Here is a 23,759-nt window from a genome sequence, read left to right as displayed (position 1 = left end):
GGGTGGCCCGCATAGGGTTGGGGGTGGTCATTTCGAACGGATCGCGTCGACGGGGTTCATGCGGGCAGCCAGCGCAGCGGGCAAAATTCCGAAGATGACGCCAATCAGGCTGGACACCATCACCCCGAGCAGGATGTTGCCCGTACTCAACTGAATATCCAGACTGCCCAGATTGGCAAACGACATCAGGTACACCAGCCCGATACCCACCAGCCCGCCAACCAGGGCCAGCAGCACCGATTCGAACAGAAACTGAAGCAGGATCACGTAGTTTTTGGCCCCCAGCGACTTCTGAATCCCGATAATGTTGGTGCGTTCTTTCACCGACACAAACATGATGTTGGCGATTCCGAAGCCACCCACCAGCATCGAAAAGCCGCCGATAAACCAGCCCGCCACCGTCAGCACGGCAAAGATGCCACCGATAAACTTGGCCAGCGCCTCGGGGCGATTGATGGCAAAGCTGTCTTCCTGTTGCGGGCGCAGGCTGCGGCGGGCGCGCAACAGCCCCTTGATCTCACCTTCGAGGTTTTCCAACCCTTTGTCTGACTCATACCCTTTCACGGCGATGGTCAGGTTGGGGTTGATGGAATTGAACAGTTTGGCAAACGTGCCGTAGGGGATAATTACCCGTTTGTCGGGGTCGCCGCCAATTTCCAGAATGCCCGCGCCTTTTTTCTCACCCACGCCGATTACCACAAACCGCAGCCCGGCAATCTGCACCGACTGCCCCATGGCGCTCTGGTTTGGGAACAGCGTTTCGGCCACCGTTGAACCAATGATGGCTACGTTGCGCGAGGCTTCCACCTCCTGCGGCACAAAGTAGCGCCCTTCGGCAATGGGTACGTCGGAGATTTTGTTGTAGTCGAACGTAACACCCGATACCCGCGCCGACAGGCTGTTGCTACCGCGTTTGATGGTGATGCCGCCCCGGCCGCCCATCGCCACGACGGCCTGCGCGTTTTCGAGCCGGTCGGCCAGCATCCGGTATTCGGTGTATTTGGGTTCGGGGCGCTGAAAGTATTTCCACCAGGGATAGTCGCCGCTGAAGTCGAACGGCCATTTTTGCACGTACACCACGTTGGTACCCAACGAACCCAGCGTCTCCTTGATGTTGCGCTGCAACGAATCGACAATGGTAAATACGGCGATAATGGCAAAAATACCAACCGTTACGCCCAGCAGTGACAGGGTCGTGCGCAGCAGGTTGGAACGCAGCGCCTGCCAGGCAAAACGCAGGCTCTCATAGATTTGGCGAAAAACAGCGATCACAGCAAAGGGCGTTTGTCGTGGGTAGGCGTCGGTCAAAAACCGTTCGACAGCAACCTACCAATAAGCCCTAAACTTCCGGGTCATCCGCCAACAATCCAACCCGTTTAGGCTAAGGGGTTGGAATACGGGGCGAATGGTTGAGAGAGGATGGATAATGTATAATGTACGATGTATAATGTACGATGTATAAGATGTATAATGTACGATGTATAATGAGTTTGATCGCGTCTAGCCTTGCTTTCGCGTTAGCCCATTGTGCATTGTACATCATACATTGTACATTATTCATTATTCACTATACATTCAACACCTCCCCCTGCCCTACCGGCTGGCTGTCTTTGATTTGTTCGCGGATGATGAATAGTGGACGGCCTTTGACCTGGAAGAAAATCCGCAGGACGTATTCGCCAATGATGCCCAGCGCGATCAGTTGTACGCCGCTAAAGAGCGTGATCAGGAAGATCGTCGCTGTAAAGCCCTGAGGAACATCATCGTAGACAAATTTGCGGATCAGGTTATAGATCAGGTAGATACCCGCAAAGCCCAACGTCCAGAGGCCGAGGTTGGTGATGAACTTGATGGGGTATTCGCTGAAATTGAAGATGCCGTTGTAGGCCAGCCGCCACAGCATCTTGAAGGAGTATTTCGCCTCGCCGGCAATACGTTCGTCGCGTTCGTAGGGCATCCCGATCTGCTTGAAGCCAATCCAGCTCCGCATACCGCGCAGGTAACGGCTTTCTTCGGGCATGCTGTTCATCACGTTTACCACCCGGCGGCTCATCATCGCAAAATCGCCGCTATCGAGCGGAATTTTGATGGACGAAATTGACGCCAGAAAGCGGTAGAACAGAAAATAGGCCGACCGTTTTACGATACCTTCCTTGCGTTTCTGCCGCACCGCATACACCACGTCGTAACCCTCTTTGAGTTTGGCGTAAAAGCTGGTGACGAGTTCGGGCGGATCCTGCAAATCACCATCGATTACCATTACGGCCTCGGTACCCCGCGCCACGGCCAAACCCGCCGTCAGGGCCGTCTGATGCCCATAGTTGCGCGACAGAAACACGGCGTGGTAACGGGAATCGTTCAGGGCTAAGTCGCTCATCATCAGTGCTGTCTGATCGCGACTACCGTCGTCTACCAGCACCACGTCGATATCGAGATCGCTGGTGTCCATGAGCGCGTTGAGGCGTTTGACCAGATGCGGAAACGTGGCCTGTTCGTTATACAGCGGCGCGACAATAGAAACCTGCGACATAGGGATACGTTCAAAGTCTAATGGGCAACGTCCAGCGTTCAGGAAGGGGTTGAAGGCTTCCTGGTGAAGGACGGTTGACCGATATTACGCCCCAAATATACGGCAACAAGGCTGCCCGCGCCCCTCAGGTTATCCTACGCACGCCTAGATTGTGTAGTTTCGTGAGAAAGACTCACCTACCAGCCAGCCCCGTTAGCACCACCAACTGCTGGGAGCTTATCATCAACTTATCACCGTATGCGTTTTCGTTTATTCCCGATCGTCGCGGCAACGTACCTGCTGGGGCTTGCCTGCAAAACCACGCAACCCACGTCTCAACCAACAGCGTCCACTGCGCCCATTCAAACCGGGCAGGGCGTTTATCAGTATCGGGAAGAAGACCCACTCCGCAAACCATTTTTCTCGGATCGGCAGGGGGTCATCGGGCGAAACGGCATGGTGGCCTCGGCGCACCCCGAGGCGTCGCTGGTTGGGCTTACTATTCTGAAAGCGGGCGGTAATGCCGTCGACGCCGCCGTGGCCGTGCAGTTTGCGCTGGCAGTTTGCTATCCGGTGGCGGGCAACATCGGCGGGGGTGGTTTTATGGTGTACCGCGACAAAAACGGCAATACCAGCAGCCTCGATTACCGCGAAAAAGCACCGGGCCGCGCTACGCAGAATATGTATCTCGACTCGCTCGGCAATGTGCGGGCGGGGGCGCTGAGCATCAACGGCCACCTGGCTAGTGGTGTGCCGGGGGCCGTCGACGGCATGGTGCAGGCACATCAGAAATTCGGCAAACTCCCCTGGGCACAGGTGCTGCAACCGGCCATTGATCTGGCCGAAAAAGGATTTTTGCTCACCGAACGCGACGCCACAGGGCTTAACCGCATCAAAACGGACCTGCTGACGTACAACCCCGGCAAGACGTATTTTATGCGACCCGACGGACGTACCTGGGCTAAAGGCGACACACTAGTGCAGGCCGATCTGGGCAAAACGCTGCGCCGCATTCAGGCACAGGGCCGCGCGGGCTTCTACGCGGGCGAAACGGCCCAACTGCTGGCAGCCGAGATGGAACGCGGTAGCCCCACCGGCGGCAAAGGGCTGATCAGCGAAGCCGATCTGGCAGCGTACCAGGCCGTTTGGCGCGACCCCATCCGGGCCGGTTACAAAAATTACAGCATCATCACCATGCCCCCAACCTCAAGCGGTGGGGTAGCGCTGGTGCAACTCATGCGCTTTGTGGAGCCCTATCCGCTGCGCCGCTGGGGCTGGAACCGCGACAGCACTGTGCAGACGATGGTTGAAGCTGAACGGCGCGTGTATGCCGACCGGGCTAAATTTCTGGGCGACCCCGATTTCGTGAAGGTACCCGTTCAGCAACTGACCAGTCCCGACTACCTGCGCCAACGCTGGGAGACGTTCAGCTTCGCGCAGGCTACCCCAAGCAGCAGCGTGCGAGGCGGCAACGTACCTGGCTACGAAAGCATGGAAACGACCCACTTCTCCATCGTCGACCGCGAAGGCAACGCCGTCAGCATCACCACCACACTCAATGGTGGGTTCGGTAGCCGGGTGGTTGTAGGCGGCGCGGGCTTCTTCATGAATAACGAGATGGACGATTTCAGCGTGAAACCCGGTGCGCCGAACATGTACGGGCTGATTGGCAACCAGGCCAACGCCATTGCGCCCGGTAAACGGATGCTGTCGAGCATGACGCCGACCATTCTGGAACGCGACGGCAAGCTGTTCATGGTTGTGGGCACACCGGGCGGATCCACCATCATGACGTCGGTTTTTCAGACGATACTGAACGTCGTGGAGCATGGTATGACGATGCAACAGGCTGTCAATGCCCTGAAATTCCACCACCAGTGGTTGCCCGAAAAAGTCATTTTCGAGAACGGCGCCTTCACCGAAGCTACCCAGCAGAACCTCACAAGCAAAGGCTATCAGCTCGAACGCCTTACCAACACGCTCGGCCGGATGGACTGCGTACTCGTCCGCCCCGATGGCACTTACGAAGGTGCCTCCGACCCCCGCGCCGACAACACGGCGCTGGGCTGGTAGGCCTTCCAGGTCAAACCATTTGCTCAAAATGGACAACATCAACACCCGTCTTCACGTGAAGTAACGTTACTTTACAAAGTGTTGCTTTGATAAGTCAGGGTTAGCCTGACTTATCAAAGCAACATCGTAAGCGTGTGCCGATGATCTACCGAATGAACGAAGCCAGCATTGAGATACCCGATGGCTGGCATGAACAAACCCTGCATATTTTTTCCTCGGAAGGACCTGGAAAGGCCGGTCATAGCCTCGTCATGACGGCCGAACCATTACCGCCGGGTAAAACACTCGACGCGTACAAGGCGATGGCCTTAACGCGCCTGCCTCACGAACTGCCGGGCTTTCGATTACTTCAGGACTTACCCGCTAACATTCAGGGGCGCATACCGGCCGTCGTGCTCGAATCGCAATGGGAGCAGGAAGGGAGTATTATGCACGTGTTTCAGGCGCTGTTCGTCGTTACAACGGGTTCGGCAAAACAACCCATCAAAGGCTACAGCCTAACCATGACCGTACCAGAACTGCTTTACACGGAGCAGAGTCAGCTTTTGTTCGCCCAAATTCTACGCAGCTATCAGTTTGACCGCTAGTTACTATGCCTGAAGCCGCTCACCAAACTCATCAGGTCGCTCACAGTCTGGGCATGGCCGGGCTGATTGCCGGTGCCGTTGTCGGTGGCATCCTGGCCGTGGGTATCACCGTGGCAACTGGTGGTGCCGGCGCGGTGGTCATCGCGTCGGCCGTAGCGACGGGCGTATCAGCCGGTGGCGGACTGGGCAAAATGATTGGCTCGCATTTCAGTGGGATGCCCAGCGGACCAATCATGCTCAACTGCGCGACTAACGTACTGATCGAAGGACTACCTGCTGCCACAGTGGGCAGCCTCACGATGTGTACGGGTGGCATGATTGGTCCGCCGCACCCGTCATCGCCTATCGTGCAGGGCAGCCGTACCGTATTCATCAACGGCAAACCCGCGGCCCGCAAAGGCGATAAACTGGCCTGCTCAGCTTCAGTTAACGAAGGTTGTGCTACGGTCATCATCGGCGGCGAAACGATAACCGTCGGGCCACTCAATCCCGAAATTCCCGAATGGGTCGACTGGGGCCTGATGGGCCTGGGCATGCTGGGCGGCTATGGGCTGTTGCGAGCGGGTGGGATGGGTGTCATGGCCGCTGCTGCCCGCATTGGCGGCGCCACTGCGGGTGGTATGGGCGGCAGCCTGCTCGGCGGCTGGGGTGCCCAACAACTGGGTTATCAACCCGGCAGTTGGGGCCACGACCTGGCTAGTCTGGGTGGCGGGCTGCTGGGCGGTTGGGCTGGCTATAAGGTGGGAGGCAGAGCTGTCCCAGTTAGAAACACAAGACTAGCAACTGATGTAGAAACCCAACAAATAGCCAAAATTCGAGAAGATAATATTATATCAAAAAAGAAAAACATTGCTTATGCTGAAGGGACAATAGGTGATGAACCCTATTACAGAGAAGGACACAGTGGACAAAACTCAAAACCAGGTACTGCAAATGCAAAAGATTTTCCTGATCAAACATTAGATACGAAACCAACTAAGCAAGACATTGAACGTGGTTCAACAACTCCAGACCAGCGGGCATACGATTCTGAGGTAAAAATTTTAGAAGAGGTTTTGGATCAGACGAACAATAACCCTGATGTAAATGGCACAATAAAAATCGTTTCTGAGCGGCCTATCTGCGACTCTTGCATGGATGCGATTAGGCAGTTTGAAAAGCTTAGGCCTAACATTAAGATTGAACGGGTGGAAACAACGCCACCCAAAAAATAATGTCAAACTCAAATCATTAATGCGTAAATCATATGACAGCGCCAGAAAATAAGCACCAGTTTATTAGGAATATCTTCGCCGAAGATTTTGGGGCAGTAAGACGTTATATAGCGTCTGGGGGTTCGGTTAATTTTGAGGATGAAAAAGGCAACACACCTTTGCTAGTAGCTATTGAAACATTCAATACAGAATTGGTTGAGTTGCTTCTTAGCAGCGGTGCGGATCCCAATAAATTTACTGATTATGCCACACCGTTAAACGCAGCCATTGATGTTTCTGTAGAAGCATATAAGAATGAAGAGACTGAAGTGTGCTCAACAGATATCATCGAACGTTTACTTGCACACGGTGCCAATGTCATGCTTGCAGACAAAAAAGGACGCACAGCTTACGACTTTGCAAAAAATTACCATCTACCTGCTGAAAAGCTATTCAATAGCTTGAACATTTGACCTCATGTATTGGCAAATTGGCCGGTCATTTTATTTACTCTGTCCGCTAGTGTAAAAGCGATAATCTGTTCATCAATGGCAAACCCGCGGCCCGCAAAGGCGATAAACTGGCCTGCTCAGCTTCAGTTAACGAAGGTTGTGCTACGGTCATCATCGGCGGCGAGACAATAACCGTCAGGCCACTCAATCCCGAAATTCCCGAATGGGTCGACTGGGGCCTGATGGGCCTGGGCATGCTGGGCGGCTATGGGCTGTTGCGAGCGGGTGGGATGGGTGTCATGGCCGCTGCTGCCCGCATTGGCGGCGCCACTGCGGGTGGTATGGGCGGCAGCCTGCTCGGCGGCTGGGGTGCCCAACAACTGGGTTATCAACCCGGCAGTTGGGGCCACGACCTGGCTAGTCTGGGTGGCGGGCTGCTGGGCGGTTGGGCTGGCTATAAAGGCAGTGAACGCATAGTACCGGGTACCAAGCCGCCTAGTGGTTTAACACCCCCAAGATTTAACCAACGAACAGTTTGGTACTGCTTCACAAAAAGCTAGAACAAGGGCAAGCGAACTTGACTACGGCGATGATATTGCCTTCTAGGGTTCACGTGCCAAGGGTACTACGCGTACTGACTCAGATATTGATATTGGGATTCGCGTATCCGAAGAACGTTTTAATCAAATTTTAGATGAACGTTTTGGCACATCAAATCCGGGAAGTGCCAAAGAGCGAACGCTCAACCAAGCCAGAGAAACAGGAAAAATACAACGAGGAGAAGCAGGGATGCGCGGGGTTGGGAGAGAGCTAGAAAATGACCTTGGCATGGCCGTTGACATTTCTGTTGTTCGCATTGATGGCCCATTTGACACTCCTCCTTTTGTCCCTCTCAACTAATCGACACCCATGGACCTTTACGCAAAAATTTATTTATATTCGTCCGCTGCGAAGCCACAAGTTGATGAGCTATTGTTTAAACTAACCATCAACTTAAAAAGCATAGATTGGTCAGTCGCGAAGAATGACGATTTTAATAGCGAGAAAGCGATACAATTTCCGAATGGTTTTCTGTTCTTTCCCTATATGATTGAGGTAGATCCTTCCCCCTCTGCCGATCCAGTAATTTATTTGAATGAAATAGCAACCTTATTAAACCTTCTTTGGAAAGAAGGTATTTCGGCTGTTACTGCCGCTAATTTTGAAAATCAACTACCAGAACAAGGCGGATATAAAAATATAAGTATTCTATTTAATAGCATATAAAATTTAAATTTTCTTACAAATTATTGAATAGTTCGACTTACAAATTTACCAACAAATCAAATTTTATATTGTCAGTTTTAACCATCTAGCCTTACGAAAATAGACATCAATTCTGAGTTTCAGCTACAAATATATTTACAGACAGCACAAACTAAAACAGGTAGGCCTAGTAATGGTACCAACCCAGCTCCAACATGTGGGAATTGCACGGAAATTTTGAATGGTACTCACTCACAGGCAGAAAAGAAAAGAGAAAAAAAAAAAAAAAATAGTCAGTATATGAACGTTGTAAGCTCAAAGCAGACAGATAGGGATGATAATGGATATATCTATCACCGGGGCGAACTTTTTACAGGAATTGAAGAATGGCATTATGATACGGGCGAGCTTGGTACGACAACGGAATATGTGAGTGGTATTCCCAATGGTTTTGAGCGTGGTTGGTATAAAAACGGCGCAAAACGAAGTGAAAAACAGTACGTTGCCGGTAGCGTCCAAGGTATAGTTAGAAAGTGGCACGAAAACGGGCAGTTACAACTTGAAAAAGAGGTAAAAAACGGAAAGCAAATGTGGATTAAGCAATGGGACGAAACTGGCAGGCTGATCGTCGATTCAAAAAGTACTAGTATATGATTCTGGCCGTTGATGCCTATTATCTTGACAATACAGCCAAAGTGGTGGGTATTTTGGTAAAGGATTGGACAGATCCTACTCCTTATCTAACCGAGTCGACTATCATTCACGGTATAAATGACTATGAACCCGGTGCTTTTTATAAGCGAGAACTGCCTTGCCTCATCAAGTTCCTAGAAAAAATAGATCTATCACTCGTTACCATAATAGTTATTGATGGCTTTATTTTTCTTGATGATACTAATAAAAAAGGATTAGGTGCTTATCTGTATGATTATCTAACTTGTAGCATACCCGTCATTGGCGTCGCTAAATCGTCCTTTCTTTCTGCTGAAACTTCAGCAATAAAGGTCTGGCGACGCGACAGCAAAAATCCGTTATTCGTAACGGCTGTTGGTATTGAGTTATCACAAGCAGCTGCTCACGTTAGATCCATGGCAGGTAATTACAGAATTCCAACTTTATTAAAAACGCTGGATCAAGAAACAAAGAATTTTTCACTCACGTAGATAAGCCGTATTACCTATATCTTGGCTAATTGGACAATTCACCGAACCGTGTAGCCTCCGAATGACAAACAGACACTTATAGCTTATATTTAGGGGGTAATTGCTTATTAGTTACGGATTATCTCGTAAAGTACTCCTCTAGTAAAAGGCGTTCCACTCAGCAACATCTGATAATCTTTCTATAATTTTTATGACTTTTCAAAAATCAATAACACGTAACAAGGCTGTTTTCTAGCAAAAAAAGTACGCCAATGTCATTATTTAATGAAGAATTAAATCAACTCCTTTACGCTGATCAAACGGGCGAAATTATTGGTCTGGATGAGGTTCAGTTGCTGGACCCGATACCCGAGGAGCGGATTCCCGCCATCATTGCCTTGCTGTCTGCCGATGATTTGTACGCAGCCTATCAGGCCGGATTGATCTTGGCAGCCTGGGGGGTTGAGGCAGGTGTTGATTTCCTCCACTCTCTCGTTATCCAGCGGATCGACCAGACGATTACGTTAGAACCTCATCGGCTTTGGGATGAAGACAATGTCTATGATGTCATAGCCGACGCGCTTAGTGTAGCTATTCTGTCTGGTTATGAGGTCGAAAAAATACTTACCGTGATACGCCCGATCCTCGCGCTATATGGCACCTGCTATTTTGAGAGTAAGCTGAAGCACGTTTTAGTAAAACTTAATACACCCGCACTACTGCCTAACATCGAGGAAGCGCTCCAATTGGCGCTGGACAACAAGCGTTACTATCAGGCCAGTCAGTTGCTTCCCGTGATTGCGCATTACAACACGGCTAGTGCCTTAAGCAAGCTCCCCACGTTCCGGAACCTGGTCAGCAAAGACAAGCGCATCAAGTACAATATCGACGAAATGCGAGCCTACCTGCCGTAAGCCGCTTAACTGCCGGAGCAGTATGTGGCCGATTGCCTCATGAATCTACTGGTTGACAGACGGCTTCCGGAAACGTACCTGATTCTCCAGCAGCAGCAAACCGCTGGGGCTGTCGTGCCAGTGTTGCCGCCAGGCGGCGGGGGTGTTGGACAGCGACCGGAAATTGGAACCCAGCACGATATCTTCGTCGCCGTCGCCGTCGAGGTCAGCCGCGTCCATCACCAGCCAACGGCCAACGTCGGCACCGGGCCAGGTACGTGCCGAAAAGCGTAGGTTGCCCTGGTCCTCGAAATAAACGAACACCTGGGCAGGACGTTGGCGGTTCGGGTCGAGCACCGGGAAGAACGAAATCGCGGCCATGTCGAGGTCGCCATCGCCGTCGAAGTCGCGGGCCAGCACCTGCCCGGCGCCCGGCATGGCGTAGGTCCAGGCTTTTTTGAAATGGAACGTACCGTCGTTCAGGAAAATGTGGACGCCGTGGTAGGGCTTGTACACCTGTGAATAATCGGCATTATCGCCATTGGTATAAATGATATCAACCTTTCCATCGCGGTTCATATCGGCCAGTTCCAGATACGATGAGCCGTTGGCGGGCGGAAACCGCAATACGGTCTTCTTCAGAAATTTCCCATCGGGTTGCCCATAATAAACCGCGACCTGCTCATCGCCCTGCGCGAGCAACGCCACCACGTCGGGCCAGCCATCGGCGTTGACATCCTGAATGATGGCCCGGCGGGCACCCGGCGTCGGGTCGAGGATCGTTTCCAGGTACGTAGTCCCCGTTTTGATGAACGCGCTCAGTTGCCCCACATTATGCCCAAACTGACACACCACCCAATCGGGTTTGCCATCGCGGTTGAGGTCGCCCATGGCGAGCTGCACGGGGCGTCGAAGTGTATCGACGCCTTTTTCACCCGGTAATCGCAGTTCACCCGTTTTTCGGTCGTTAGGGTTCATGATACCCACCAGCAGCCGGGCGTAGGTGTTTTGGCCCGGCACCCGCACTACGTCGGTCAGCGGACTCACGACGCGCACCGAATCGGTCCGTTGCAGCCGGGCATCGAACGTTTGAATGCCGCCCATCTGATCCCCCACGATCACGCGGTGTGCAATAGGGTCAATCCGAACACAGGTTGTGAGAGCCGCCAGCGGTTTGGCAGGCGATACGGGCTTGAATAGCGTCAGTGAGACCGTTGGAGCGGGCTCCGTAACCGGTAACGAATCGGGTGCTTTGTCGACGTAAAAATCAACCAGCCGTTTCCATTCATCGGGTGTCAGCAGGGGTTGCGCAGGCAGATAGCCCTGCTGAATACCCCGTTCGCGTTCGTCCTGTTGACTGATCTGCTGAGCCAGCGCCAGCGTATCGCCAACCAGCCCCAGGCGAAGGGCCATCTGCGGCAGCACCCCGTGTAGCCACGTTTTTTTGGGCAATAACGCCGGTTCAGGGTATTGGTGGCAGTTGCCGCAATGCTGCTCAGCCAGTTGCTGCCCGGTGGCTTCGGCGGGTTTGCAGGCCATCGGCAAACCGATACTCAACGCACTTATCAGAATAATTCCGCTAGCCAGCAGACCCAAACCATTTTTCATTACAGACACGACAAAGCAAACGTAATAATACGCGATTCCGGCCAATAGTACCCCAAAAAGGCAGGCTAGGTACGTTGTAAGCGGCTTTTGCACAGCCACTAGCCCGAACAGCCCTATATTTGTGCCCGACGAGCAGGCCGAAGCGTGAGCAGGTACGCTTTCCCCTGTTCGCTCTTTCACTCTTTTTGCCCACATGCACGTTCTCAAATTTGGCGGCACATCGGTTGGCTCGGTCGAGAGCATCCGGCAGGTAATCCGCATCGTTGAATCTCACCGTCAGCAGTCGAACCCCATTGCCGTTGTGTTGTCGGCGATGGGCGGCGTCACCAATCAGCTCATCGAAATCGGGCGTATGGCCACCAACGGGCAGCTCGATTACATGGAACTGGTGCGGCGGATCGAAGACCGCCATTTCAACGTCATCAAAGCGCTGATTCCCATCAAGGAGCAAAGCAAGGTGTTTGCGACCGTGCGCGGGACGATCAACGAACTCGAAGACCTGCTACGAGGGGTGTCGCTCATTCGCGAACTGACGCCCCGTACCATGGACCTGATTATGAGCTTCGGCGAACGGCTGTCGAACCTTGTGGTGGCGGAGTGCGTGAAAGCGGGCGGCACACCCGCGACGTTCTGCGACGCCCGTGATCTGATCAAGACCGACGCGCAGTTTGGACATGCCGAAGTGAATTACACCTTGACGACTCCACTCGTGCAGGGTTATTTTGCCGACCTGAGTAACTCGTCGTCACCGATCCCGTTCGTGACGGGCTTCATCGGCTCGACCGAGAAAGGCGAGACCACCACGCTGGGCCGCGGCGGCTCCGATTATACGGCCAGTATTCTGGGCGCGGCGCTCAACGCCGAGATCATCGACATCTGGACCGACGTGGATGGCATGATGACGGCCGACCCGCGCAAGGTGCCCAACGCCTTCAACATCCCGACGATTACCTACGCCGAAGCCATGGAGCTGAGCCACTTTGGCGCGAAGGTGATCTACCCGCCCAGCCTGCAACCTGCCTTTGCCCGCAACATCCCTATTCGAGTGCTGAATACTTTCAACGCCGACCATCCGGGTACGTTGGTGAGCCGCACCGCCGAGCGCCGACAATACACTATTACGGGCATCTCGAGCATCGACGACGTGGCCCTGGTGAACGTGCAGGGGTCAGGCATGATTGGGGTAGCGGGGGTTTCGGCCAAGCTGTTTGGTGTACTGGCCACGCATCGCATCAGCGTTATCTTGATCTCGCAGGCCTCGTCGGAGCACTCAATCTGTTTCGCTATCGACCCGAAAGGAGCCGATCGGGTGAAGGCCATTCTGGATGCCGAATTCGCTGTCGATATTGAACACGGGCATATCGATAACATCAGCATCGAGCGCGACCTGAGTATCATCGCGACGGTGGGCGAAGGCATGCGCAAGTCGAGCGGTATTGCCGGTAAGCTGTTTTCGGTGCTGGGTAAAAACGGGGTCAACATCGTGGCAGTGGCACAGGGATCGTCGGAGATCAATATCTCGGTCGTAATCACGAAAAATAACCTGTCCAAAGCCCTCAATGCGCTACACAACGTATTCTTCCAATCGGAGGCCCGCGTGCTGAACGTGTTTATGGTCGGCACCGGCCTGATCGGGCAGACGCTACTGCGTCAGATTCATGCACAGGATACGTACCTGCGGCAGGAGAAACTGCTCAAAATCTGCGTGGTTGGTTTAGCCAACACCAAAAAAATGGTGCTTGATCCCAAGGGGCTAAACCTCGAGCAGTGGCAGGATGCGCATCAGATCGACGGCGTAACGACCTCGCTGGAAGCGTTTGTTGAGAAGATCAAATCCTACAACCTGCCCAACTCGGTCTTCATCGACTGCACGTCGGACAAGGATATTGTGCAGCATTACGAATCGCTGCTCGACGCCAACATTTCGGTCGTGACGCCCAATAAAGTAGCCAATTCGGGTTCGTATGCCGAATATCGCCGGTTACAGCGTACGGCACTCAACCGGGGTGTGAAGTTCCTCTACGAAACCAACGTGGGCGCGGGCCTGCCTATCATCAACACTTTGCAGGGTCTGCTCACGTCGGGCGATCGGTTCCTGAAAATCGAGGCGATTCTGTCAGGTACGTTGTCGTACATCTTCAACTCGTTTGCGCCGGGTACAAAGTTTGTCGACGTGGTACGGGAGGCCAAAGAAAAAGGCTACACCGAACCCGACCCCCGCGACGATCTTAGCGGGCAGGACGTAGCTCGGAAAATTCTGATTCTGGCGCGCGAAGCCGGTTTTGAGCTGGAGCCAAGCGACGTAACCGTCGAGACGCTGCTGCCCCCCGCCTGCCTGGCCGCGCCCACGATCCCGGCCTTCTTCGAGTCGCTGGAAGCCGAGAATGGCTATTTCGAGAAGCTCTTGAGCGACGCTAGCGACCGGGGCGAAAAACTCCGTATGATCGCTACGTTCGAGAACGGCAAGGCGGTAATTGGCCTGCGCGGCGTGGGTCCCGAACACCCGTTCTACCAACTGACGGGTGCCGATAACATCATCTCGTTCACGACGGAGCGCTACAAAGAGCGCCCACTGGTGATCAAAGGCCCCGGCGCGGGTGCTGAAGTAACAGCCTCTGGTGTCTTTGCCGATATGGTCAGTATCGGGAGTTACTTAGGGTAACTCCTTCAAACCTATAAGGTCTTTGGAGACCTTATAGGTTTACAAATCCAGGCTTTTCAGATAAGCTCGGAACGGCTCGGCAAATTCGGGGCGTTTGAGGGCAAATTCGACGGTGGTTTTCAGGAAGTCGAGCTTGTTGCCGATGTCGTGGCGTTTACCCTCGATGCGGTGCGCAAACAGGTTTTCGCGCATGAGCATCAGCTTCAGGGCGTCGGTGAGTTGCACTTCGCCATTCTTGCCAACGGGCGTGCGGTCAAGGGCGTCGAACACGTCGGGCGTGAGCACGTACCGGCCGGCAATGGCCAGATTACTGGGCGCTTCTGCTATGGATGGTTTTTCGATCAGGGTGTCGAGGGCCATAATGCGTTCGCTCAGGGCTTTGCCACCCACAATCCCATACCGATTCACTTTGTCGGCTGGCACTTCTTCTACCGCAATCACCGACCCGCCATACTGCTCGTAGGTGTCGATCAGTTGCTGCGTGACGGGCATGACGGCGTCCATGATGGTATCGCCTAAGAGCACAGCAAACGGCTCGTTACCAACGTGTTGTCGAGCGTAGCGAATGGCATCACCGAGGCCGTTGAGTTCGCGTTGCCGCACGTAATGCAGGTTGGCCATGTCCGACAGGCGGCGCATCTCGTCGAGCAGCAGCCGGTCTTCTTTTTCGGCAAGGCGGCTCTCCAGTTCATAGTTACGGTCGAAGTGGTCTTCGATGGCGCGTTTGCCTTTACCCGTAATAATCAGGATGTCTTCAATGCCCGAATCGACGGCCTCCTGCACCACATACTGGATGGTGGGCCGGTCGATGATCGGCAACATTTCTTTGGGTTGGGCTTTGGTGGCGGGCAGGAAACGGGTGCCCAGACCAGCGGCGGGAATAACAGCTTTTTTGATCATGAAAAGGTGTAGTTCAAGGTTCAACGTCTAAAGTCCAACGGACGTGTTCAAGGCTTTAGTGGGTACGTTAAAACAGCCCTTTGACCGTTGGACATTAGACCTTGAACTTACTTCATTGTGCAAAGGGACGGATGACGCGGGCATCCAGACGTTTGAGTTCGACAAAGAGACGGTTGAGCATGGCGTCGTCCTGATAGGCGCCGATAATCGATCCACCCGAACCGGTAAACGAAGCCGAAGCGCCGCACCGCCGCGCCGTGTCGATCATGGCCTGATTGGCTTCACTGATGGGGTAAATCTGCTTGCGGTAATCGAAATTCTGGTTGATCAACTCATTGAGCCGGCCGGTTTCGCCGTTAAGCAACGCCTCGCGGCCCTGCCGGGCCAGATCAGCAATGTTGCGCAGCGTATCGACCACCAACGGCTCACCTTTTTGCCAGCGCGAGCGCACATCGGAATGCACCCGACCCGACTGTTTACCGAGCGTGGTTTTGTAGGCGATGTACAGGTTGGGCAACAGCTGCGGCGGAATCGGTTCATACAGCCCGTGGCCCTGCTGCTCCATCAGCGTCTGGTCGAAGTCCATGTAGACGCAGCCTTCGTAGCACTGAATGACCCTGTCCTGCAAGCCCGCCGCAATGCCCAGCTCGTTGGTTTCGGTAGCCAGCACAATGTTGGGCAGTTCGGGCAGCGGAATATCGATGTTGTAGAAGGTCATCATGGCCCGGTAGGCCGCCACAATGATGGCGCTGGAGCCCGACAGGCCCACCTGACGGGGAATCGACGTGGCGTAGCGTAGCGTAAAATTCTTGTTGGGCAGCCGAATACCCTGCCGGTCGCAATGGTCGAGAAACGTTTTGGCGGCGGCTTTCAGCAGCGGAATGCCGCCCTGATACCCCAGCGTTGCCACGGCGTCGCGCAGGTGATGCAGGCTGCGGAAACTGTTGGTATCCTGCGGCTGTGGTTCGATCACCAGCTCGGGCGACTCATACAGCTTCACCGACGCCCCGAAGTTGCGAACCGATAAGGCGATGGTTTTCCCAAAAAATCCGTCGGACGGATTGCCCAGCAGCCCGGCACGGGCGTAGGCGCGCGTTTCAATAATCAAGAGATTCAGAATCGTTTACCGACAAAGAAACGGCATTTGAGAGTTCGTTTGACGTTGGGCGTTTAACGTTTGACGTTCCTTGCGTGCCTCATGACTGGTAATGGTAAGTCCGTCTAGTCCCGGCGTCGGGCGACCAAGAAAGCTTTACCATCCCGGCTCAGGGTTAACTGGCCGCGTTCGATCGTGTAGGATAGGGTGCCCGTAAGCGCCCGGAACAGCTCGGTTTCGAAGGCATTTACTTCGTTGGCACAAGCCATCTTGGTAGCTATAACGGGGCTGAGCTTAATCGTCTGGTTGTCGGCACGGAACGTACCTGAGAAGCGATTACAGCCACCGCTACCCATCACCCGATTGGCGCTGGGCTGAAACTCGATGAAGGGTTGCTGACGTCCCTGCGCCGGGGTGTTTTTGCCGTTCAGGCTGACGATGCGCCAGTTTTCACCCAGGAGCATCAGTTGGTTCAGGGCGGTGCCGCCGCCAGTATAGGTACGTACCGGCCCGCGCCCTTTTTTCACGGTTACGTTGGCGGTATACCCAAATTGCTGCCCCGACATGTTGTCGGTATATCGGCCCGGCCGCAGGTTAACCCGAATTGAATTGCCATTGGCGCGACCTTCGTAGGTACGTTCGCCATTGGCCGATACGACCGGGCTGGGAGTAGGTACCGACAGGGTATCCGACGGGGTGCGCAGGTGCATCCGCCGATCCGACTGGATAATCAACCCCCAACTGGGTTCGTTACCAACGGCAAAGAAACTGACGCCCTGCCGCACATACTGGCTGTAGTCGGGTACGTCGTCGGCGGCAGCGGGTGGTGGCGTGGGGCGGCTCGTTGTTTTGGGAGCGGGACGATGGCAGGCCGACACAACGACCAGTAGAGCAAGGGGTAGCAGGCGCATAACGTGAAGGTGTATTCGCCCATATAGACTACCGACACCGCCGGAAGGTTTGAAAATCCAAGGGACTATGTGGTTGGGCGTAAATACCCTTCCTCATAGCCCCTCGCCTTTATTTCATCCTAACGAGCGTCACGCCGGGACCACCGCGGTCGGCGTGTTCGTCGGCCATACTGGCCACCTGCTTGTAGGAACGCAGGTGGTTACGGATCAGCTGGCGCAGAATGCCGTCGCCTTTGCCGTGCACAATGCGGAGTTCGGGGTAACCAAGCATGAGCGCACTATCCATAAACTTATCGACTTCCACGAGGGCTTCTTCGCCGCGCCGCCCCCGAATATCGAGGTTAAACGAGAAGTTCATCATCTTCTCGTTCAGGTCCATACCCTGGCTGCGCGGAGCCTGTTTCTCGCCCACGGCTTCGCGGTACGTCTTACGACTTACTTTTTCCAGCCGGTTGAGCTTTATGTTCGATTTCAGCTCGCCAATCCGGATTTCGGCGTCTTTCCCACGAATGGCCAACACCTCACCAATGGCGTTCTGCCCTTGAATCCGCACGAAATTACCTATGCCGATCTCACCGCCCGCCAACTCAAATTCTTCTTCGGGCGATTTGGGCTTCTCAGGTTCAACGATGACCTCGGGCTTCAGGTTGGCCTGCTCGAAGCGTTGCAGTTCGGCACGTACCTGGCGGGTCTGTTCCTTGTCGGCCTTCGTTTCCTTTATCTCGCGAATCGTGTTTTCGATCTTCTGGTTGGCTTCCTGTACCAACGCCTTCGCCTTGGCTTTGGCCGTGTTGATCAGCTGCTTCTGTTCGTTGTCGAGCTTGGTTTTCAGGGCCGTATACTCGGCTACCTGCTGCGCCAGCTTCCGCTGATTGATGCTGATGTCGAGGTTCTTTTCCGAGAAAACGCGCTTTTCGATATCCAGTTCTTTCAGCAGTTTCTCGAAGTTGACCTGCTGCGACCCCAGCTTCTCTTTCGCCCGGTTGATCACCGCGTTGGGCAGGTTGATCTTCTGGGCAATCTCGAAGGCAAACGACGAGCCAGGCCGACCCATTTCGAGTTCGTAGAGCGGCTCCAGCTTTTCACCATCGAAGCGCATGGCCCCGTTGATGAGGCCCGCCGTCTTATCGGCAAAGACTTTCAGGTTGGTGTAGTGCGTATTGATCACGCCATACGCGCCCGACTTGTTCAGTTCCTCCAGAATGGCTTCGGCAATGGCGCCCCCCTGCCCCGGCTCGGTACCCGTCCCGAATTCGTCGATCAGGAAAAGTGTGCGCTTGTTGGCTCCCACCAGAAACCGCTGCATGTTGGTCAGGTGCGACGAGTAGGTACTCAAATCGTTCTCAATGGACTGCTCATCGCCAATATCGATAAACAGGTTCTGGAACACGCCCATGTCGGAGTACTCGGCCATCGGCACCAGTAGCCCGCACTGCATCATGTATTGCAGCAGGCCGATGGTTTTCAGGGCAATGGATTTACCGCCCGCGTTGGGCCCAGAGATGATCAGGATGCGTTGCTGTTCGTCGAGCTGGATGTTGAGCGGCACTACGGCTTTGCCCTGCTTCTGGTGCGACAGGTAGAGCAACGGGTGGCGGGCGGCGGTCCAGTTTACAACGGGGCGGTTCATCACCTGCGGCATACCGGCCTGTAGCTGCCCGGCCAGTTTGGCCTTGGCCCGAATGAAGTCGATCTGCGCCAGGAAATTGACGGCCTTGTTCAGTTCGGGCAGCGCAGGACGTACCTGATCGGTCAGGGCGAGCAGGATACGAAACACCTCGCGGCGCTCTTCGTATTCCAGTTCGCGCACCTCGTTGTTGCCATCGAATACCTCGGCGGGTTCGATGTAGACCGTCTTGCCCGTGTCGGATTCGTCGTGCACAAAGCCGCGAATCTTGCGTTTATGTTCGGCCGCAATCGGGATAACAAGGCGACCACCCCGTACCGTCAGGCTCAGGTCATCGGGAATCCAGCCCTGTTGGCGGGCCGTGCGCAGAATGCTGTCGAGGCGTTTGCGCAGGTTGGCCTGCTCCGAGATGATCCGCCGCCGGATGTCGGCCAGCGCGGGCGAAGCGTTGTCACGTACCCGGCCCCGATCGTCGATCACGCGGTCGAGCGCGGCTACGATGCCTTTATCGACCGTTACCGGGCCGGCCAGTTCAACCAGATACGGATACTGACCTTCCTCCTGTTTTTCGAGGAAACGAAGGCAGTCCTGAATCGTCTTGAGCGCCAGTTTAAGATCAAAAAACTCGTCTTCCATGAGCGTAATGCCTTCCACGCGGGCCTTCTGCAATTGGGGGCGTACGTCGAGGTAGTTGCTCTGCGGAAAATCGGGCTCGTACTGCACAATCTGCGTAAACTCATAGGTTTGCCGCAGTAGTTTGTCGATCAGTTGGTGGTTGTCGGTGAAGCGAATTTTGTCCACGTAGTCCTGTCCCAACGGCGAAATACAGGCCTGCCGGAGCAACTCGCGGATTTTGTCGAAACCAAGTTTTTGTTCGAGGGTATTCGGGTAAAGCATTTACGCTGGATGCTAAAAGGGATAGTCCGCCTTGGGCTGTTGAGCTCGGCGGAGCGTTTGTTTACCGGCGGCAACCAACTGAGGCTGAGCCCTCGACGGAGCTCCCTCAGTTTGCCAGACGGCCATATAGAGAACACGATAACAAGCAGAATGGCTCCACTTGCCGAAAAACTGCCGGACAAGCAGAGCCATTCTGGGGTAGACTACGAAAGCTGGGTTATACGCCGCCTGCGGGTTTTACGCTCTTGGCAACGTCGAGCAGGTCTTCGGCACTCATGTAGCCGATGGCTTTTTTCACCACGCGTCCGTTGCCGTCGATGAAGAGCAGCGTCGGGTACGCTTCGAGCGGATAAACCTGCGACAGGGCCGGGCCTTCGCCTTTCTCCATGTCCATCTTCACGTTGATAAACCGCTTATTGAAATAGTCGCCGACGGTCCGTTGCGTAAACACCTGCTTCTGAAGCATTTTGCAGGGACCGCACCAACTGGCATAGGCATCGAGGAAGATAACTTTCTTCTGCGCTTTGGCTTGCTTCAGCACCTCGGCCCACCGGGCGCTGGAGAATTGAATGCCCGGTTCTTCGCTCGGTTTGAACGATGAGGTGCTCAGCACAACAAGCAGGCAAACGCTGACTAATCGAAACATGGGTGCTTCTCGTCGATAGACTTTTTGGTGATATAGCGAAGTAACGAAGAATTAACCAGTTTTCGTTTTCGCCAGCTTAGAAACTAGTGACAGGCTCCTTTGAGCCGCTCGGTTGCCTCCCTGTTCATGTCAAGTAGCCTGTAAAGGTTTTCATAAGTACAGATACTTATTAATAAGGCCTCTATATGCGACGTACTATGCTTATTATTTGCTGCTGTAGCATCTACGTAAATCGCTCATTAACAAGCTTATAAAGCAATCAAATAGAGCCTTTTAGCCTCATTACATATGATAAATATCACCTTTATGTGAATACTTTAACCGGATAATCAATACAGAGCAGTAATAGATAAAAATACCCTATTCACAGTATTGTTATCAACCTTGTTTCAAGCTAACCTTTGTGTAACCATTCGCTCGTTTTCAAGAGTACTTGATTCATTAAGTCTATGAAATAATTCACCTACTAAAACCATCAATCTGTATGAATATCCGGAATCTATTCACACTGGTTGCTTTCATCTGTCTGCTGTTTGGCTTGGGACTGATTTTTACCCCTCAACTGATGGCCGACCTCTATCTGACCGACCCTACTTGGCTCAACCCGGCCGCGAAGTTGCTGGCGCAGGGCTGGGGGGCGATGTTGCTGGCTGAAGGCACAGCCTGCTGGTTACTTCGGAACGACGGCCTTTCGGCAGGTAGTCGGGCCATGCTGTGGCTGCTTATAACTTCAAACGTGGGCTTCCTGTTACTGCACCTCAACGCCATCATCAACGGAGTTGAAGGACCGACGGCCTGGCTACAGATTCTGATGGCCGTGATTGTAGGCGGCTGGGCAGCACTGCTTGTTCGCCAGTCCACCAGCGTTGTGGCCTGATATACCTCATTCTATCGCATTCCCTATCTCCCTTTATGAAACATAGTTTACTGACTTTTCTTTTCCTGAATCTGCTGACGCTGACTGCCAGCGCCCAAACCGAAATTTTCAACTACAAACAGGCTATTTCTGGCAAAGCCCGTACGCTATCGGTCACTATCAATTCGATCAACCGCACGACGGGTGAAGTGGAATTTGGCGGTGTCGATAGCCGGGGGCCAACCACACCTAGCCTATTTTTTACCTGGATCTGGGGAGATGGCACCAGCACCATTGGCTTCTTCCCGCAAACCAAACGCTATACCGACGTCACCAAAAATTACATCGCCAAGGTTGTATCTACCTACTCGGCTACCGAGAAGGACACAGTGGAGGTGCTGGTTGCTTTTATCACGGGAAAGGTTTCGCCGGTTGCGCTTGATCCAAAGCTGAACGTGTATTTACCCAGCCAACCTGTTCCTATCACTAGCTCAAACAACTATGGTGTCCCAGCGGCATTACGACCGTTACCCGACGCTTTTTTTACCGATGTGTCGCGGGCCGATTTTGAGTATCTGTTTCGTATCGGTGCCAATATTGAGTACGACTTTGTCAATGGGAACCTTGTCATGCCAAACGGAAAATTCGAGCAATACGCGCTACGCGACTCGACCTTCAGCGGGGCGTACGCCCTATGGTATGCCCGGCCGGTCGTGTTTGGCATTGGTAATGGATATATCAATGGAATTGACACGGACTTCTCCTCGATGTACCATGAGATGGGCCACAACCTGACGCTGAACTTCCCCGCCAACTACCCGTATGGCGGCAAAACAGACGGGCCAGCCAACGCTATTTTTTCAGAAGCGATCGCCCAAATATTTCAGTACTCGACCGGCTATGAGGTCATGAACAACTACCAGAAATATGGTCTGGATGACACTTGGCTCTTCAAGTTAAAAAGCAATTTCGCGAACGGCGCCCGATCACTACGGGGTACGTTTGACGAATACATGAGCACCGGCATGGCTTTCAGGACCTACAACGTCCCTAGCGATGCACAACGCAGCCGGGAGGTCTTCCGGTCGTTCCTGTCGGTACCCTACATGTTCTTGCGGTATGCCGAGCAGGCCAACCAAGGGTATCGCCAGCCTGTGAAACGGCTGATGCAGTTTCTGGGCAACTTCAATCCGGAGTGGCTCAAACGCTTCGACTCGCAGAATGACACGCCCGCCGCCAACGCCTTCCGGGCAACGATGTGGGTAGCCGCCATGTCGTACGCGTTTCAGCGCGATCTCCGGGCCGACTTCCGGGCCATTGGATACCCCATAAGCGATGCCGACTGGACGTACCTGAACCCGGCGCTACTAGCCGTATCAACCAACAGCCTAAGTATATCGGCCACGGTAGGCAGTACGGCGTCGTTCAGCGTAATTTCGTCAGCCACTAGTTGGAATGTAAGCAGTTCGCAACCGTGGCTCGTAGCCAGCAGTAGTGGAACCGGCGGCAACCAGACCGTTACGCTCACAGCGGCGGCCAACACGTCGATCTCGTCGCGCACGGCGGTCGTTACGGTTTCGTCGTCGGGGTTACCCGATCAGGTCATTCAAGTGGTACAGGCGGGAGCAGCGCCTACGTTGGACGTATCGGCCCTCACGCTCGACTTCACTTCGGCGGGCGGCACGAATTCGCTGGCCGTAACCAGCAACACGAGCTGGAGTGTAATCAGTGCCGCCTCGTGGCTCACGGTAAGCCTGTTGGCAGGAACTGGTAACCAGCCAGTTAGCGTAACAGCGGAGGCCAACACGCTGGCATCGCCGCGCAGTGCGACGCTACTGGTACAGTCAAATGGCCTATCGCAACGCGTGGTGATCGTCAGTCAAGCGGCAGCTCCGACCTCTCTTGCCGTGTCGGCGACAAGCTTCACTGTCAATGCCAGCGGCGGCAGTGCGACGGTCGCTCTCACCAGCAACGCCAACTGGACGGTTACTGGTTTGCCTACGTGGCTGACAGCCAACCCGGTCTCAGGTAACGGCAACGCGAGCATTGCTCTAACGGCTACCGACAACAGCAGTACCGACAGCCGCACGGCGTCGTTCTCAATTACAGCCTCGGGTACGTCGGCACAGGTCGTTACACTCACACAGCGGGCTACACCTATCCTGGCTACTGAACCGGCCCTTCCGGCGCTTGCGCTACAGCTATCGCCAAACCCCACCGTTGGCCAGTTGATGATCCGGCTCGCCCTTCCCGAACCGGCACCAGCCCACCTTAGCCTCACCGACCTGTCAGGCAGGACTGTACAGCAGTGGCAGTTACCCATTCCTCAGACCCGGCACGAGCAAAACGCCGACCTACGCGCCCTGCCCCCAGGTACGTACCTGATCGTGTCAGAAGCCGATGGGCAACGCCTGACCGGAAAGCTTATCCTACAATAACTACATCTTAAATCCATCTCCATT

At 54.1% G+C, this 23,759-nt stretch carries 20 protein-coding genes and 2 pseudogenes; 13 read left to right on the top strand and 9 right to left on the bottom strand.

The window, feature by feature from the left end; genetic code table 11:
* Positions 1-27 precede the first annotated feature (27 nt).
* Positions 28-1,269, bottom strand: coding sequence for an ABC transporter permease (locus ACAW74_RS15430; RefSeq protein WP_370699287.1), 1,242 nt, complete (start codon positions 1,267-1,269; stop codon positions 28-30).
* A gap of 298 nt (positions 1,270-1,567) precedes the next feature.
* Positions 1,568-2,530 (bottom strand): glycosyltransferase family 2 protein, encoded by a 963-nt coding sequence (locus ACAW74_RS15425; protein WP_370699099.1) that lies wholly within the window; start codon positions 2,528-2,530, stop codon positions 1,568-1,570.
* A gap of 237 nt (positions 2,531-2,767) precedes the next feature.
* On the opposite strand from ACAW74_RS15425, the gene ggt reads away from it, so the two are divergent.
* From ggt to ACAW74_RS15400, 5 genes and pseudogenes are all read left to right on the top strand, one after another.
* Complete coding sequence (gene ggt, locus ACAW74_RS15420) at positions 2,768-4,582, top strand: gamma-glutamyltransferase (RefSeq protein ID WP_370699098.1); 1,815 nt, start codon at positions 2,768-2,770, stop codon at positions 4,580-4,582.
* Positions 4,583-4,722: 140 nt separating this feature from the next.
* Positions 4,723-5,169 (top strand): DcrB-related protein, encoded by a 447-nt coding sequence (locus ACAW74_RS15415; RefSeq protein ID WP_370699097.1) that lies wholly within the window; start codon positions 4,723-4,725, stop codon positions 5,167-5,169.
* A gap of 5 nt (positions 5,170-5,174) precedes the next feature.
* On the top strand, positions 5,175-6,383 hold the full coding sequence (locus tag ACAW74_RS15410) for a PAAR domain-containing protein (RefSeq protein WP_370699096.1): 1,209 nt from the start codon (positions 5,175-5,177) through the stop codon (positions 6,381-6,383).
* Between the two features lie 32 nt (positions 6,384-6,415).
* Complete coding sequence (locus ACAW74_RS15405; protein ID WP_370699095.1) at positions 6,416-6,835, top strand: ankyrin repeat domain-containing protein; 420 nt, start codon at positions 6,416-6,418, stop codon at positions 6,833-6,835.
* A 65-nt stretch (positions 6,836-6,900) separates the two neighbouring features.
* Positions 6,901-6,951: pseudogene (locus ACAW74_RS15400) on the top strand (hypothetical protein); the annotation flags it as partial.
* Positions 6,952-6,957: 6 nt separating this feature from the next.
* Here ACAW74_RS15400 and ACAW74_RS15395 read toward each other — a convergent pair.
* Complete coding sequence (locus ACAW74_RS15395) at positions 6,958-7,224, bottom strand: hypothetical protein (protein WP_370699094.1); 267 nt, start codon at positions 7,222-7,224, stop codon at positions 6,958-6,960.
* A gap of 208 nt (positions 7,225-7,432) precedes the next feature.
* On the opposite strand from ACAW74_RS15395, the pseudogene ACAW74_RS15390 reads away from it, so the two are divergent.
* From ACAW74_RS15390 to ACAW74_RS15370, 5 genes and pseudogenes are all read left to right on the top strand, one after another.
* A pseudogene (locus ACAW74_RS15390) lies at positions 7,433-7,714 on the top strand (hypothetical protein); the annotation flags it as partial.
* Positions 7,715-7,723: 9 nt separating this feature from the next.
* The gene (locus tag ACAW74_RS15385; RefSeq protein ID WP_370699093.1) at positions 7,724-8,080 is read left to right on the top strand and encodes a hypothetical protein; all 357 of its coding nucleotides are present in this window, start codon (positions 7,724-7,726) and stop codon (positions 8,078-8,080) included.
* A gap of 216 nt (positions 8,081-8,296) precedes the next feature.
* A complete protein-coding gene (locus ACAW74_RS15380; protein ID WP_370699092.1) occupies positions 8,297-8,713 on the top strand; it encodes a toxin-antitoxin system YwqK family antitoxin in 417 nt (138 codons plus the stop codon).
* On the top strand, positions 8,710-9,222 hold the full coding sequence (locus tag ACAW74_RS15375; protein WP_370699091.1) for an endonuclease V: 513 nt from the start codon (positions 8,710-8,712) through the stop codon (positions 9,220-9,222). Before ACAW74_RS15380 ends, ACAW74_RS15375 begins: the two co-directional genes overlap by 4 nt.
* 251 nt (positions 9,223-9,473) lie before the next feature.
* Complete coding sequence (locus ACAW74_RS15370) at positions 9,474-10,115, top strand: hypothetical protein (protein ID WP_370699090.1); 642 nt, start codon at positions 9,474-9,476, stop codon at positions 10,113-10,115.
* 45 nt (positions 10,116-10,160) lie between these two features.
* On the opposite strand, the gene ACAW74_RS15365 is transcribed toward ACAW74_RS15370, so the two are convergent.
* Positions 10,161-11,702: an FG-GAP repeat domain-containing protein gene (locus tag ACAW74_RS15365; protein WP_370699089.1), complete on the bottom strand. Its 1,542-nt coding sequence runs from the start codon at positions 11,700-11,702 to the stop codon at positions 10,161-10,163.
* A 193-nt stretch (positions 11,703-11,895) separates the two neighbouring features.
* On the opposite strand from ACAW74_RS15365, the gene thrA reads away from it, so the two are divergent.
* Positions 11,896-14,364, top strand: a complete 2,469-nt coding sequence (thrA, locus tag ACAW74_RS15360; protein ID WP_370699088.1) for a bifunctional aspartate kinase/homoserine dehydrogenase I — start codon at positions 11,896-11,898, stop codon at positions 14,362-14,364.
* Between the two features lie 39 nt (positions 14,365-14,403).
* On the opposite strand, the gene galU is transcribed toward thrA, so the two are convergent.
* From galU to ACAW74_RS15335, 5 genes are all read right to left on the bottom strand, one after another.
* Positions 14,404-15,264 carry a UTP--glucose-1-phosphate uridylyltransferase GalU gene (gene galU / locus ACAW74_RS15355; RefSeq protein ID WP_370699087.1) on the bottom strand — a complete coding sequence of 287 codons (861 nt, stop codon included), beginning with the start codon at positions 15,262-15,264 and terminating at the stop codon, positions 14,404-14,406.
* A gap of 112 nt (positions 15,265-15,376) precedes the next feature.
* Positions 15,377-16,372, bottom strand: coding sequence for a mevalonate kinase family protein (locus tag ACAW74_RS15350; protein ID WP_370699086.1), 996 nt, complete (start codon positions 16,370-16,372; stop codon positions 15,377-15,379).
* Positions 16,373-16,485: 113 nt separating this feature from the next.
* On the bottom strand, positions 16,486-17,271 hold the full coding sequence (locus ACAW74_RS15345) for an META domain-containing protein (RefSeq protein ID WP_370699085.1): 786 nt from the start codon (positions 17,269-17,271) through the stop codon (positions 16,486-16,488).
* A 109-nt stretch (positions 17,272-17,380) separates the two neighbouring features.
* Complete coding sequence (locus ACAW74_RS15340) at positions 17,381-19,795, bottom strand: endonuclease MutS2 (RefSeq protein ID WP_370699084.1); 2,415 nt, start codon at positions 19,793-19,795, stop codon at positions 17,381-17,383.
* A gap of 217 nt (positions 19,796-20,012) precedes the next feature.
* Positions 20,013-20,441, bottom strand: a complete 429-nt coding sequence (locus ACAW74_RS15335; RefSeq protein WP_370699083.1) for a thioredoxin family protein — start codon at positions 20,439-20,441, stop codon at positions 20,013-20,015.
* 484 nt (positions 20,442-20,925) lie between these two features.
* On the opposite strand from ACAW74_RS15335, the gene ACAW74_RS15330 reads away from it, so the two are divergent.
* Positions 20,926-21,318 (top strand): hypothetical protein, encoded by a 393-nt coding sequence (locus ACAW74_RS15330; protein WP_370699082.1) that lies wholly within the window; start codon positions 20,926-20,928, stop codon positions 21,316-21,318.
* 35 nt (positions 21,319-21,353) lie between these two features.
* A complete protein-coding gene (locus tag ACAW74_RS15325; protein WP_370699081.1) occupies positions 21,354-23,735 on the top strand; it encodes a BACON domain-containing protein in 2,382 nt (793 codons plus the stop codon).
* Positions 23,736-23,759 lie beyond the last annotated feature (24 nt).

Source organism: Fibrella musci, from assembly GCF_041321105.1.
Classification (GTDB): domain Bacteria; phylum Bacteroidota; class Bacteroidia; order Cytophagales; family Spirosomataceae; genus Fibrella; species Fibrella musci.
This window is presented reverse-complemented; position numbering and strand designations above follow the sequence as displayed.

Excerpts from the sequence above, each read along its gene's own strand:
- ACAW74_RS15425 (WP_370699099.1), bottom strand. The coding sequence starts at position 2,530 with ATGTCGCAGGTTTCTATTGTCGCGCCGCTGTATAACGAACAGGCCACG.
- ggt (WP_370699098.1), top strand. The coding sequence starts at position 2,768 with ATGCGTTTTCGTTTATTCCCGATCGTCGCGGCAACGTACCTGCTGGGG.
- ACAW74_RS15415 (WP_370699097.1), top strand. The coding sequence starts at position 4,723 with ATGATCTACCGAATGAACGAAGCCAGCATTGAGATACCCGATGGCTGG.
- ACAW74_RS15410 (WP_370699096.1), top strand. The coding sequence starts at position 5,175 with ATGCCTGAAGCCGCTCACCAAACTCATCAGGTCGCTCACAGTCTGGGC.
- ACAW74_RS15405 (WP_370699095.1), top strand. The coding sequence starts at position 6,416 with ATGACAGCGCCAGAAAATAAGCACCAGTTTATTAGGAATATCTTCGCC.
- ACAW74_RS15385 (WP_370699093.1), top strand. The coding sequence starts at position 7,724 with ATGGACCTTTACGCAAAAATTTATTTATATTCGTCCGCTGCGAAGCCA.
- ACAW74_RS15375 (WP_370699091.1), top strand. The coding sequence starts at position 8,710 with ATGATTCTGGCCGTTGATGCCTATTATCTTGACAATACAGCCAAAGTG.
- ACAW74_RS15370 (WP_370699090.1), top strand. The coding sequence starts at position 9,474 with ATGTCATTATTTAATGAAGAATTAAATCAACTCCTTTACGCTGATCAA.
- ACAW74_RS15365 (WP_370699089.1), bottom strand. The coding sequence starts at position 11,702 with ATGAAAAATGGTTTGGGTCTGCTGGCTAGCGGAATTATTCTGATAAGT.
- thrA (WP_370699088.1), top strand. The coding sequence starts at position 11,896 with ATGCACGTTCTCAAATTTGGCGGCACATCGGTTGGCTCGGTCGAGAGC.
- galU (WP_370699087.1), bottom strand. The coding sequence starts at position 15,264 with ATGATCAAAAAAGCTGTTATTCCCGCCGCTGGTCTGGGCACCCGTTTC.
- ACAW74_RS15345 (WP_370699085.1), bottom strand. The coding sequence starts at position 17,271 with ATGCGCCTGCTACCCCTTGCTCTACTGGTCGTTGTGTCGGCCTGCCAT.
- ACAW74_RS15340 (WP_370699084.1), bottom strand. The coding sequence starts at position 19,795 with ATGCTTTACCCGAATACCCTCGAACAAAAACTTGGTTTCGACAAAATC.
- ACAW74_RS15335 (WP_370699083.1), bottom strand. The coding sequence starts at position 20,441 with ATGTTTCGATTAGTCAGCGTTTGCCTGCTTGTTGTGCTGAGCACCTCA.
- ACAW74_RS15330 (WP_370699082.1), top strand. The coding sequence starts at position 20,926 with ATGAATATCCGGAATCTATTCACACTGGTTGCTTTCATCTGTCTGCTG.
- ACAW74_RS15325 (WP_370699081.1), top strand. The coding sequence starts at position 21,354 with ATGAAACATAGTTTACTGACTTTTCTTTTCCTGAATCTGCTGACGCTG.